Here is a 13,144-nt window from a genome sequence, read left to right as displayed (position 1 = left end):
CTGAATGTCGCTTCCTCGCAATGCCCAATCCCCCTTTCGCGGCCAATGTAATGGCACAGTTCTAGGGGGGAAGGACAGCCCGTCAGGTTGAAATCGGTCCAGAACGTGCAGCAGACCAGCCGCGTGTCGCCGTGCAACAGGACGTCTTTCTGGATGAAGTGCGCGCCTGCCTGCCGCGCCGCCTCGGCGAGGTGAGAATCGCCCGCTAAGCTCCCTTGATAGTAGTCGTGGTTGCCGGGTAGTGCGTAAATCTGGTTGGGCGGTATGAACTCGGACAGGTACTGGAACACATCCCGCCAATTGCGCGCAAAACCGTTGGTGAGATCACCGGCCAAGATCAACGCGTCGGCGTTCCACAGGATGTCCTCCAGGCCACACATACTAATCGGGTCGAGCGCATATCGTTGATAGCTGTCGTAATGCAGGTCCGAGAGGATCGCGAGGATGCCGTTTTAGAATGGGATGGTCATCGAGGTCATGGCATTCTCCTCAGTGCAGCAGCGGTTGGCTGGCCAGCGTCTCGGCGCGGTCGAGCATCCGGGCTACTGTGCGGAGGCTAAGGCGCGCGTTCGAGATCGCGCCGCATTCAAAGAGATCGACGAGAGCGGCAACAGCCGGTTCCGGCAAGCCGCGACGTGTCGCCTCCGCGACCGCGAAGTCGCGAAGCTGCGCGACCGTCAGGTCAGGCAGATCAAGAACCACGCAGCGGCTCTGGAAAGGTTCCGGCAACCCATCGCGAGAGTTGGCGGTCATAATCCAGTTGACCCACGACATGTCGAATTTCACTTGGAAGAATGGACACTGCCAGGTCTTGGCCGTCATCCGCTCCATCAGCGGCAGCAGCGCATCGGTCAGCGTATGGCGCGATCCTTTATTGGAATACACCTCATCGGCCTTCTCGATCTCATCGACGATCACGAGCGGGCCGGCGTGTCGATGTTCGAGCACCGTCGTCGTGAGTTTGCCCGCATGGGCACTGCCCCAGCCGCGCTGCGATCCGGTCAAAGCGAAGCTGGCGGGCTCGTTAGTGGCGTCGAACTTGACTGTCGGGACTGACAAATGATGCGCGAGACGCCGTGCCCAATAGCTTTTGCCGATCCCAGCGGGGCCGTTCAGCACCAGCGGGGTGAAGCGCACACCCGCGAGACCATCGCGGGCCGAAGCTCGGAGCCCATGCCAGACCTCTTCGGTGGCGTGTCCCATCCAAGGCATCTCGGCGTGCAATGCGGCGGCAATCTCATCAGCCTCGTGTTCGGTTGCGACCTTCGCGACAGGCAGCCCGCCGCGCAGAGCGGTCAGGCTAGTACGGTTCTCCTCGGAGAGATGTGACATCCCGGTCGAGGCCTGCAGGCGATCGCGATAGGTTACCGCCCGCCGCCGGATGCAGGTTCGGTCCGCCTCCTCGAGCATCTCAAAGCTCATCTTCAAATCATCCTCGGTGATCAGCCCCGCCTCATGCGCTGCGTCCTGACGCTCCTTTCGAAGCCTGCGGAGAAACTTCTTCAGCCTCTCCTCGACCTCCCGCACCGCAGGGATGTGGTCTATGAAACTCAAATCGTGAAACGGGATCGTCGTGGTCGAACGGGCCATGGGGAATCCTTTCAAGGCGCAAGACGGAGTTCGCGCGGCGGCCACGCGCCGAAGAACGGCGGGGCTATGTAAGATGAAAGGTTCCGGAACCCGTATCCGACAGAAAAGGCAGGTCGGGAGTTCTGTCAAGGGGAGGCAAATTCGGTGCCACCTCAGAAGAAGGAAACCGGCTTGAAGCAATCTAACGTATTGTAATAGCGCTTTTATTAGAGGGAAGCGGCGCCAATAAGAAAGGTTTGCGTACGCTTCTCATTTCCTTTGCGCACGCTTCTGCGTTTTCTTGCTTCCACCCCTAAAAGATTGGCGATCCCTGAAGGACTCGAACCCTCAACCTGCTGATTAGAAGTCAGCTGCTCTATCCAGTTGAGCTAAGGGACCGCTGATGGTGTCATGCCGCAGCGCAGCCTGCAGGGCAAGCGTTCAAAGCAGGCGCGTCATAAAAACACTCAAAGGGTCCAGGACATAGCTGCCAAAAGGCGGACAATTCCGGAATCCATGCGCGACATATAGCGCTTGGGCGGGTGCAAACATGTCCGCCGATCCGGTTTCAAGGCTGACGCGTGTGACGCCAGTGTCCCGAGCGTGGTCCAGCAGCGCCTTCAGCACAGCACGTCCCACGCCACGCCCGCGTGCCTCAGCCGCGGTATGCATCGATTTCAATTCAGCGTGACCGGGTTCAATGACGGCCACCGCACCCACGCCCAGCACTGTTTCTCCATCGCGCGCTACAAACAGTGTTGCGTCGCGCTCCAGCAGCATGTCTGGCTCTAAAACGTGGCAACTTTCTTCGGGAGATGAGGCACGCATCAACTCGAAATGGCGCAAGAGCAACGCCTGAACGTCTGCACTGGCTGGCGTATCGGGACCAAGAGTATACATGCCAGAGAGCTTAGTGAGAATGTCGCGAACTGAAAGTGCAAAAGCACGGTATTGAACGCGGCCAGCAACAGCGTTGATCAAACTTGGATCGAATCTGCCTTGGTGGCTTGAAAACGGTGATCAAGTTGCGCACTGGACCTGCCACAATATGTCGGTGGCGGACCATATCTTTTTTATACGCCCTCAAACCGGAAATGCAGCTTTGGACACGCAACGCAAAAGCCGCTACTTCAAATGCAATACCACCCCATAACGAGCTGCAATCCGTGACGTCCAAAGTCATCCTTCACCTGTCCGACCGGTTCACACGAACCTTTCAAAACCAGCCGTATCTCAAGCTGCATGCCCGCATATACGAGGTGGTAACCGGACGTGGCGGCAATATAGAGGTGCGCAGTCGCGACGAACGTTTGCGCGATCCCAAGACAACAGACTGGTCCGACATGTTGGAACCGGACTACTTGCACATTATCGAAAACGGTCTGGTTCAACAGCCGGGTACGTTGAACACAACCCTCGCCTACCTGCCGCCATTCTATCACCTTGACCCACAGGGCGTGCTTGCCCGCAGCTCTGCTGGAAACGCCCTCTATGATCCGGCAACGGTAGATACTGAGAAAGCGCAGCAGCTCTGGGACAACCTGCAACGCCGTTTTGTCGAAAAACGGTGGTCTCGCTATGACCAGCCACAAGAGCATAGTGTGGTCCCGAAAGACTGCATTGCCATCTTCCTACAAGGCGACAACCCACAACGCTGGGGCACCGCCCACTGCGACCCCGACGCCATGGTCCGCGCCGTTGCTACACACGCTGAAGACCGGCCCGTTGTGATCAAAGCGCACCCGTCTTTCAACCCCAAGGCGGAGCAACAGATGATCCACGCCTTGCAAGCCGAGGGCATCGACCTCATTCCAACGAACGCCAACATCCACGACATCTTGCACTCATGTGCCGCAACCGTGTCTTTCAACTCGGCTGTTGCGATCGAAGGATTCCTGCACAACAAACCTGCGATCTTGTTCGGCCGGTCGGACTTCCACCACGTCTGTGAAACGGTCACCGACCCCGACGATTTTTCCCACCATCTCTCGCTCGCGCTGACTGGGCAACGTGAGTACAAGCCTTTCTTGCATTGGTACTTCAACACTTTTTGCCTATCCCTCGATAGTGCCGCTTTGGATGCGGAAATTCTCGGGATCTTCGCGGATCAAGGTTTCCCGCCAGCCCGGCTGGGTTTGCGTGCCGGCCCATGGGAGTTCGAACCTGCCGCCACTGCCATTGACGCTGCAAAGGCAGTGAGTCGCTATTTGAAAAATCGCCCGGGCGTTCAGTCACTTCGTATTCTTGAAGCGCTCAAATTCTCCCCCAAAAGCTGGGTGTTCACCGCAAAGTTGAATGGCGAAAAGGTGGTCATCAAGCGGTTCTTTAACGAGGACCGCGCCCATACAGTGCGTAGCTTGCGAGGCGAGTTGAACAGGTTGGAACAGACGCTTGCGAATGGCGACTGTCAAGCCAACCGCTGCCTTATGGCTTGGCCCGAGGATGGGATTGCAATCCTCTCGCACGCTCCCGGGCCCCGGCTTGACAAAAAGATAGCGGGCGCACGTGGGCGTTCTCGCCAAAAGCTACTCGCCCACAGCGGCCGCTGGCTGGCCACATATACCAGTTCCCGACGGCGTGACGCAGACTTTGGGCCGGGCTACTGGATCAAACAACTTCTGGCACGTGACCACAGTGCTGTCGAAGACCCTGCGAGCAAGGCACTTCTCAAGCGAATGATTTCCTCGCTGCGCAAACAAAACGACCGTGTCAAAGGGTGTCACGTTGTCCAGGCTGCCTCGCATGGTGACTTTGTCGGCATGAACGCGCATTACCACCGCGGCACGATCTACGGCGTCGACATACAGGGGGAGTGCTGGATCGCTATCGCGCGCGAGGCAGCGCTGTTTCTCGTATGGCTCCAAATGCACGATCCGGATCGGCCAACCCACCGGATTCACGGTATCAAGATCGACGATGTACAGGCCTTCCTATCAAGCGGCGTTCTGTCGGAAGACGAGCAAAGAACCACACTGCCCTTCTTCATCGGCACGTATCTCTACAGACTGTATACCGCGAACTTTCACCGCTGTGACATCCGATCGAATCTCGAAGCCGCGATATTGGCCTACCTTGTCGATCATCCGGATTGAACGCAAAAGCGGCGCCTCTGGGGCGCCGCTTTCTCTTTCCTTTGTGCAATCTGGCTCAGCCTTTGCCTTTCCAAGGCACCAACAGCTTCTCGGCGTAACGCATCAACATATCGATGCCGAAGCCAATGATACCGATCAGGATGATCCCCATGATCACGATATCGGTGTTCTGGAATTTGGATGCCACCATGATCATCATGCCCGCGCCCTGTTCAGCCGCCACAAGCTCGGCTGCCACAACAGTACCCCAACACACCCCCATGGCCACACGGGCCCCGGTAAAGATCTCGGGTAACGAGTTCGGAACAATCACATGACGCATGATCTGCGCCTTGCTGGCCCCAAGGGAATAGGCGGCATGCACTTTCGAAATTTTCACCCCACTCACACCCGACCGTGCGGCAATCGCCATGATCCACAGGGCGGCAAGGAACAGCAGGATGATCTTGCCGGTCTCACCGATACCCGCCCAGATAATGACAAGCGGGATCAAGGCCAAAGGCGGCACCGGGCGCATAAATTCCACGATGGGATCAAACCAGCCCCGGAACCAGTTGCTCAGGCCCATGGCATAACCCAGCGGGATACCCACCAAAGCCCCAAAGAAGAAACCGACAATCACGCGGAACAGTGAGTATCCCAAGTGTTCCCAAAGGGTGGAACCGCGGAAGCCCTGGCTGGCAATCTCGCCCACACGCTGCACGACGGCTTCGGGTGACGGCAGCCAGATCGGCTCCATCTGCCAGCCTTTGGACGGCTGGATGTTGGGCGTGCCCTTGTCCGATATGGTGACGGTGCCAAAGTCTACGTCCACACTATCGCCGGGTTGCACTGCTTGGCCATTGATCTCAGTGATCACAGCCCCGTCGTTACGACCCAACTCGTCATTGCGATCCACGCGCAGCAGGCCAGTCCGCCACATACCAATGGCAGTGCTGTCATCCTTGGCCCAGCCGTCTCCGGGTGCCACTTCGGGCGCATCAGTCGGGGTGTCGATGGGATGAACCAGCACTGTCACGGTCGCCGTATCGGTTTGATCGCCCGCTTGTGCCGTGTATTCAAACGTTCCCGTGCCTTCAAACGGGCCGGGGGCGTGCAAGAATTTCGGCAGCAGTGCTGAACCGGTGAACATGCCCCAAAGCAAGAAAATGGTCAGGATCGATATAATGCTGGCCGCGCGATTGGGCGTCACGGCACTCTCGTCACCAAACGTCACGGTCTTCAGCGACCCGTAGTCCGAAATTGCGGTACGCTGTGCGATGGTTTTGACGACGAAAAAGGCGACCACGAAAATCGCGACGTAAATCAGAAACGGGATCATGACGCTGCCTCCGTGCGGCCCATAATTTCCTCTTCCATATCCCAGATCATGCCAAGGATTTCCTCGCGCCGCTCTGCGAACTCGGGATTCTTCTTGACCTCACGCAGATCCTGCCCAACGCCCATTTCAGCAAAGGGCAGGCGGTATTCCTTGTGAATGCGACCAGGACGCGGAGCCATGACCAACAGACGCTCGCCCAGTAGCAGCGCTTCCTCGACCGAGTGGGTGATCAGGATGATGGTCTTGCCTGTCTCTTTCCACAGCTTCAGCACAAGGGACTGCATCTTCTCGCGGGTCAGCGCGTCCAACGCGCCCAAGGGTTCGTCCATCAAGATCACGTCGGGATCATTGGCCAGACAGCGGGCCAGGGCCACACGCTGCTGCATACCGCCAGACAACTCATACACGGCCTTTTCCTTGAAGTCCTGCAGGCCTACAACGTCCAGCAGGTGATCGACGATCTCGACCTTTTCCCTTTTGGGCATGCCTTTCATCGACGGGCCAAAGCCCACATTTTCGCGAACGCTCATCCATTCGAACAGCGCGCCTTGCTGGAACACCATGCCGCGTTCGGCGTCAGGGCCGTTGATCTCGTGTTCGTTGAGGATCATCTTGCCCTCTGTCGGAGCAAGAAAGCCCGCCACGATGTTCAGCAGCGTGGTCTTGCCGCAACCCGACGGGCCCAGCACGCTCAGCAACTCGCCCGCCTTTAGGTCAAGCGATACGTCTTGCAGCGCCTGAACGTGCCCACCTCCGGGCAAGTCAAAACGCATTGAAAGGTTTTGGATTGATAATCCAGACATAAGGTTCCCACCTGTGGCTTGCGCGGTATTACACACACGGACTCGAGCAGGTTTTTCCTGCTTCGATTTGAAATGGCCCGCGCGGATGTCGCACGGGCCGGTTGGCTTACTTGGCGTCTGACAGCGGTCCAGTGTTGACCGCGCCCACATAGCTGTCGAGGGCCGCGTCGATCGACCCGGCACCCACAAACACGTCCGCAACACCCTTCATGAAGGCAGGGGCAGTACCGCCCAGCCACGCTTCACTCAGTTGTTCGTCGACAGAGGGGAACTTGAACGTCGCAAGCGTTTCAGCTGCCGCATCTTCGTCCATACCAGCGTCTTTCGCGATCACCGGCAGCATCTTGGCGTGGTTGGTTTCATCCGCCCACATGGCGTTTGCTGCCGCTGTCACCGAAAGGAACTGGCTCAGCAGTTCGCCTTCTTCTGCGATGAAGTTAGCAGGCGCGGTTGTCGCGTCAAACACCAGAATGCCCAGCTCTTCCTTCTCGGCACCGGTCAGCAAAACATTGCCACTTTCCTTCATGCGACGCAGCGCGCCACCCCAGCCGCAGGCCATGTCGACCGAACCTTGAGCGAGGGCCGCAGCACCTTCAGCAGGCGCCATGTCAACGACGTCCAGCGACGCCAGGTCGACACCAAAGTGATTCATCTGGCTCAGGAAACCGTAGTGGGCGGCAGTGCCCAGCGGAACGGCAACTTTCTTGCCTGCCAGCTCACCAGCTGATTCCTTGTCGATTTCCAGACCCGACGACACAACGCAGTTGTCATTCTCCGAGTAGGACACTGCCACGTCAACGATCTGGATATCCTGACCCGCTGATGCCGCAACCACGAAAGGCGGCACGCCTTGGCTGACCGAAATCTGAACGTCGCCAGACGCCATGGCCGCCGACATCGCAGTACCGGTGTCAAAGCTCACCCAGTTGATCTTGGTGCCACCCGTGGCTTCTTCGTACATGCCGGTCTCTTTGGCGAACTGGAAAGGCATCGGCCATTCCAGGAAGTAGGCAACCGTGATTTCACCACCATGGCCCGCAGCCACGGCGCCCTGTGCGCCCGCCAGCATCGCGGTGGCTGCCACAGCACCCATCAGCTTTGTCTTGAATGTCATCTTAGTACTCCCGTGTTTTTCACGAGCCCGCTGGCTCGCCTTTGGATCATGTCGGGCGGTGTTCCGCCTCTGGTCGCACGCGGCGTGCCGCGGCGCTGCGGTGATCCGAGCCGATAATCCCGCCCGGATCAACGTAAAATCGGGGCTTCTGTCATAATTTTGTGCTGATGAACCCAGTCTTTCGGATTCCCAAATTTCTCACAGGTCTATGAAAACAAGGGGATTTCGAAGTCAACGCTGGCAAATGCATACGCAAGGTTGCGCCAACTGGCTTTACTTGTCGCAACAAACTGGCCCTACTGTTGAGACCAGATTCTCAGCGATTGTACGCGTCAGCAAGCTTGATTGGCCCTTTGTTTCATGGGCCTCACTCTCTCTCGAAAGGTTGATCCCATGGACGGAACGTTCAACGAAAACGATATGAGCCGCGTGATCGAAGCCGACCGCGCAAATGTTTGGCACCATTTGGTACAGCACCAACCCTTTTTTACCGGTGCTGATCCCAAGATCATCATCGAAGGCAAGGGCCTGCGTGTCTGGGATCAAAAGGGTATCGAGCACATTGATGCGGTGTCCGGTGGTGTCTGGACGGTAAACGTGGGCTATGGCCGCGAGTCGATGGGCGACGCCGTGCGCGACGCCATCGTCAAAATGAACTTCTTCGGCGGCACCGTAGGCTCGATCCCTGGTGCGCTCTTTGCCGAGAAGCTGCTGACCAAGATGCCCGGGCTCGACCGCGTCTACTACGCCAACTCCGGGTCCGAAGCGAATGAGAAAGCCTTCAAGATGGTCCGCCAGATCGCGCACAAGCGCTATGGCGGCAAGAAGCACAAGATTCTCTACAGGGACCGCGACTACCACGGTACGACCATCGCGTGCCTGTCCGCCGGTGGACAGGACGAACGCAACGCACAATACGGCCCCTACACCCCCGGCTTCATCCGCGTGCCCCACTGCCTTGAATATCGCAAGCACGAACAGGACGGCGCGCCTGACGCAAACTACGGCGAATGGGCGGCAAACCAGATCGAAGAGATCATCCTGCGCGAAGGCCCCGACACCGTGGGTGCGCTTTGCCTCGAACCCGTCACCGCAGGCGGTGGTGTGATCGTGCCCCCCGAAGGCTATTGGGAGCGGGTGCAGGAGATCTGCAAGAAATATGACATCCTACTGCACATCGACGAGGTCGTCTGCGGTGTTGGCCGCACCGGCACATGGTTCGGTTACCAGCACTACGGCATCAAACCGGACATGGTGACGATGGCCAAAGGCGTCGCCTCGGGCTACGCCGCCATCTCGTGCCTTGCGACGACCAACGAAGTCTTCGACATGTTCAAGGACGACACCAGCGATCCGATGAACTACTTCCGCGATATCTCGACCTTCGGCGGCTGCACGGCAGGCCCAGCGGCGGCACTCGAAAACATGCGGATCATCGAGGATGAGAACCTGCTCGAAAACACCACCGCCATGGGCGACTACATGCTCGACAAGCTGGCCGAGCTGAAAGACAAGCACGCCGTCATTGGCGACGTGCGTGGCAAGGGTCTGTTCCTTGGGGCCGAACTGGTCAAAGACCGCGACAGCCGCGACCCGGCGGATGAGAAAATGGTACAAGCCGTTGTCGGCGACTGCATGAAGCAGGCCGTGGTCATTGGTGCCACCAACCGCTCCCTGCCCGGCAAGAACAACACACTGTGTTTCTCACCCGCACTGATCGCGACCAAAGACGATATCGACCAGATCGTCGGTGCGGTGGATGGTGCACTCACACGTGTGTTTGGCTGATCAAACTCAAAAAGCTTAGTAGAAAGGCGGGGGAGACCCTGCCTTTTTTTGTTGGATGGCGATGCGCGTCCCGCGAACATTGTACCAAGCGCAACAGTGAGTGAACAACACCGGTCAATACCACGTGAAGGCGGCCAGACATCCCCTGTTCCTCTTGTTTTGAACAACCACAGATATACCTTCAATCGATAACAAAAAATAAGCGCCAGCGCATGGCGCCACATTAACTGGAGGAATTAATGACTGCTTTGCTCAAACTGAAGGGCGTCAAAGCCCTTGCGTTCGCCAGTGTGATCGGCCTGGTCGGTACTGTTGCTTCCGCCCAAGACAAGAGCGACTGGCCCGACAGCTTTTCCGTCGGCACAGCCAGCCAGGGTGGCACATACTTCGTGTACGGCGCCGGATGGGCCAACATGGTATCCGAAGCGCTGGGCATCCCCGGCGGCACAGAGGTGACCGGCGGACCTGTCCAGAACGCCGCTCTGGTGCAAACCGGTGACCTCGACATGGGTATGGTCACCATGGGTCCTGCGTTTGACGCCATCAACGGCAACAGCGCACTGGCCCCCGGCTTGAAACACGACCAGCTGCGTGCGCTCTTTCCCATGTACAAGACAGGGTTCCATGCCATGACGCTTACGAGCTCAGGCATTACCAGCTTTGCAGATATCCCGGATGGGGCCGTTGTCGGCGTTGGCCCGGCTGGAGGGACACCCGGAACCTATTGGCCGCGTATCCTCACGGATATGGGCAAAGACGTCGAGTTCCGCAATGGCGGGGCCTCTGACCTCGCCGGTCAACTTCAGGACGGTTTGATCGACGTTAAAACATGGGCAGGTGGTCTGCCCTTCCCCGCCTTCAGCCAGTTGGACGCACAAACCGACGTGACTTTCTTCGGCTTCACCGAAGAGGAACAGGCAGCCGTCATTGCATCGCAACCCGTTGCTGACTTCACGATTCCGGCCAACACCTATCCATCGCAACCCGAAGAACAGCTGAGCGTTTCCATGTGGAACTTTGCGGTTGGACATGCAGATCTGCCGGAAAGCATGGTCTACGAAATCGTCAAGACAGTGATGACAAACAACGCGAAAATGGTCGAGATCCACAAAGCCGCAGTCGAAACACTGCCCGAAAACTTCGACAAGAATACCTTCATTCCCTGGCACCCCGGTGCCGTGCGCTGGTTCGAGGAAAACGGGTTCGATATCCCGGATGAGCTGAAGGGCTAAGGCCTGGACGCCGATTGACACCGCAGGCGCACCCTGTCTGATGGCAGGGTGCGTTTTTGCACGTGCCGAGGGATACGAAAATGACCAACACGCAAGCCGCTTCTGACATCAAGTTGCCTTCAGAGATCGACAATTCGCCAGACCTACAAAACACAACATGGTTAGCGAAAGTCGGTTTTTTGCTGTGCGCGCTGTACAGTGCCTGGCACCTCTACGTGCTGAACATAGCCCCGCTCGAAACATGGACATTTCGGATCATGCATGTGGCAGGGGCACTGATCCTCGGTTTTGTATTGAGTTCCGCACTTTCCGTTCGTCGGGCACAAGAAGGTGGCGCACCCAGTCGGCTTCCTCGCGCTTTGGGCGCGGTCTCGCTCGTCGCCACGTCCCTTGCGCTTGGTTCTGTTCTGGCGGCCATGTGGTTCTTTGAGCCCGGACAATCCGCTCCACCTGAATGGACCATGGCCATCTTTGGCTGGACGTTGGCGGGTGGAACGCTGTTGGCTGTGGCCACCGGCTGGGTGTATCCCGCGCGCCAAAATCAACTCACCATCTCCGATATCGCACTGATCGTCGCCACAGTCGCGAGCTTCGGGTTTGTCCTGTTCAGCCTCGATACACTGTCACTGCGCCTGCGCGCAGGCACCCCGTTTGCCGATCCGAATAATGGCTGGGCGGCCTTTGTTGTCGTCCTGCTGATCGCCGAGATGACGCGACGGGTGGCAGGCATGGCGCTTGTCGTCATCGCCCTTGTGTTTGTGATCTACGCCTTCATGGGGCCGTGGATGCCCGGGTTTCTTGAACATCGCGGCTATGACCCCAAGCGCTTCTTCACCTATGTGTTTACGGACAACGGCGTGTTGGGTCCAACAACGGCGGTGTCCTCCACCTACATCATCCTCTTCATCGTTTTTGCTGCCTTCCTACAAAGCTCCAAGGTGGGCGACTATTTCGTGAACTTCTCTTTCGCCGTGGCAGGACGCGCGCGCGGTGGTCCAGCCAAAGTGTCGGTCCTCGCCTCCGGGCTGATGGGCATGATCAACGGAACATCAGCGGGCAACGTGGTCTCCACCGGGTCTTTGACCATTCCGTTGATGAAGAAGGTGGGCTACCGCCCTCAATCAGCTGGCGCGATCGAAGCGGCCGCTTCCACCGGCGGACAGATCATGCCGCCGATCATGGGTGCCGGCGCCTTCATAATGGCCGAGATCACCGGTATTCCGTACACGGAACTGGTCGTCGCAGCCCTGATCCCTGCCATCCTCTACTTCGCCTCAATCTACCTGATGGTGGACTTCGAAGCGAGCCGTACAGGCATGCGCGGCATGCGGGCCGATGAGCTGCCCAAGCTGAAAGACCTGATACGCCAAGTGTATCTGTTCCTGCCCATCGTCATCCTGATCGGGGCGCTTTTTGCAGGTTACTCCGTGATCCGGGCAGGGACACTTGCCATTGCTAGCGCTGCGGTCGTCAGTTGGCTGACGCCATACCGCATGGGGCCACGTAAGATTTATGAGGCACTTGGCCTTGGCGGGCGCATGTGCATTCAAATCATAACCGTTTGCGCCTGTGCCGGTCTGATCGTCGGGGTCATTTCGCTCACGGGCGTCGGGGCGCGCTTTTCAAACCTGCTATTTGATCTGGCCCAGCAAAGCACGCTTCTTGCCCTTATCTTTGCAATGATGATCGCCATCATTCTGGGTATGGGCATGCCGACAACGGCGGCCTACGCAGTTGCCGCCTCTGTCGTGGCCCCGGGTCTGATCGAGATCGGGATCGAACCGCTGGTCGCACATTTCTTCGTGTTCTATTTTGCTGTGGTTTCTGCCATCACACCGCCCGTAGCACTTGCAGCCTATGCGGGTGCGGCCATTGCCGGGTCAGAACCGATGCGCACCTCGGTCACCAGCTTCAAGGTGGGTCTTGCCGCGTTCATCGTTCCGTTCATGTTCTTCTATAGCCCCGGTCTGCTGATGGAGGCACCATGGTACATCATCCTGCGCAATATGGTGACGGCGCTGGCCGGGGTTTATATGCTGGCCGGGGCTGTTCAAGGCTGGTTCATCGGCCCGGCAGGTCCGGCGATCCGTCTCCTGCTCCTTGCCGGGGCACTGTGCATGATCTCGGGTTCCTGGATAACGGACCTGATTGGCATCGGTATCGGCAGCATATTGTTGTTCCGGGGGGTGCAGATGGGCCGGAAAACGGCCTGACGGCATTTGCTT

At 58.1% G+C, this 13,144-nt stretch carries 10 protein-coding genes and 1 tRNA gene; 4 read left to right on the top strand and 7 right to left on the bottom strand.

Annotation, left to right across the window (positions count from 1 at the left end; translation table 11 throughout):
* The 4 genes from Q1A75_RS18880 to Q1A75_RS18865 form a co-directional block, all read right to left on the bottom strand.
* Positions 1-380: metallophosphoesterase (locus Q1A75_RS18880; protein ID WP_299640838.1), on the bottom strand; the 380-nt coding region annotated here is incomplete at its 3' end.
* Positions 381-489: 109 nt separating this feature from the next.
* On the bottom strand, positions 490-1,590 hold the full coding sequence (locus Q1A75_RS18875; protein WP_299546667.1) for an AAA family ATPase: 1,101 nt from the start codon (positions 1,588-1,590) through the stop codon (positions 490-492).
* A gap of 301 nt (positions 1,591-1,891) precedes the next feature.
* Positions 1,892-1,968, bottom strand: a tRNA-Arg gene (locus Q1A75_RS18870).
* Between the two features lie 42 nt (positions 1,969-2,010).
* A complete protein-coding gene (locus tag Q1A75_RS18865; RefSeq protein WP_299546669.1) occupies positions 2,011-2,469 on the bottom strand; it encodes a GNAT family N-acetyltransferase in 459 nt (152 codons plus the stop codon).
* A gap of 266 nt (positions 2,470-2,735) precedes the next feature.
* Between Q1A75_RS18865 and Q1A75_RS18860 the strand changes: the two genes are divergently transcribed.
* Positions 2,736-4,661, top strand: a complete 1,926-nt coding sequence (locus tag Q1A75_RS18860) for a hypothetical protein (RefSeq protein ID WP_299546671.1) — start codon at positions 2,736-2,738, stop codon at positions 4,659-4,661.
* A gap of 55 nt (positions 4,662-4,716) precedes the next feature.
* On the opposite strand, the gene Q1A75_RS18855 is transcribed toward Q1A75_RS18860, so the two are convergent.
* The 3 genes from Q1A75_RS18855 to Q1A75_RS18845 all read right to left on the bottom strand — a co-directional run bounded on the left by Q1A75_RS18855 (position 4,717) and on the right by Q1A75_RS18845 (position 7,899).
* Positions 4,717-5,982: an ABC transporter permease subunit gene (locus Q1A75_RS18855; protein WP_299546673.1), complete on the bottom strand. Its 1,266-nt coding sequence runs from the start codon at positions 5,980-5,982 to the stop codon at positions 4,717-4,719.
* A complete protein-coding gene (locus Q1A75_RS18850; protein WP_299546675.1) occupies positions 5,979-6,785 on the bottom strand; it encodes an ABC transporter ATP-binding protein in 807 nt (268 codons plus the stop codon). Before Q1A75_RS18850 ends, Q1A75_RS18855 begins: the two co-directional genes overlap by 4 nt.
* 106 nt (positions 6,786-6,891) lie before the next feature.
* Complete coding sequence (locus Q1A75_RS18845) at positions 6,892-7,899, bottom strand: ABC transporter substrate-binding protein (protein WP_299546677.1); 1,008 nt, start codon at positions 7,897-7,899, stop codon at positions 6,892-6,894.
* A gap of 393 nt (positions 7,900-8,292) precedes the next feature.
* Between Q1A75_RS18845 and Q1A75_RS18840 the strand changes: the two genes are divergently transcribed.
* From Q1A75_RS18840 to Q1A75_RS18830, 3 genes are all read left to right on the top strand, one after another.
* Positions 8,293-9,687: an aminotransferase class III-fold pyridoxal phosphate-dependent enzyme gene (locus tag Q1A75_RS18840; protein WP_299546696.1), complete on the top strand. Its 1,395-nt coding sequence runs from the start codon at positions 8,293-8,295 to the stop codon at positions 9,685-9,687.
* Positions 9,688-9,926: 239 nt separating this feature from the next.
* Positions 9,927-10,919, top strand: a complete 993-nt coding sequence (locus Q1A75_RS18835; protein WP_299546679.1) for a TAXI family TRAP transporter solute-binding subunit — start codon at positions 9,927-9,929, stop codon at positions 10,917-10,919.
* Positions 10,920-10,999: 80 nt separating this feature from the next.
* On the top strand, positions 11,000-13,132 hold the full coding sequence (locus Q1A75_RS18830) for a TRAP transporter permease (RefSeq protein ID WP_299546681.1): 2,133 nt from the start codon (positions 11,000-11,002) through the stop codon (positions 13,130-13,132).
* Positions 13,133-13,144: the final 12 nt, after the last annotated feature.

This window comes from uncultured Tateyamaria sp. (assembly GCF_947504105.1).
GTDB lineage: Bacteria > Pseudomonadota > Alphaproteobacteria > Rhodobacterales > Rhodobacteraceae > Tateyamaria.
Note: the sequence above shows the minus strand (reverse complement) of the source record. Positions and strands in the feature narration are given on the sequence as shown.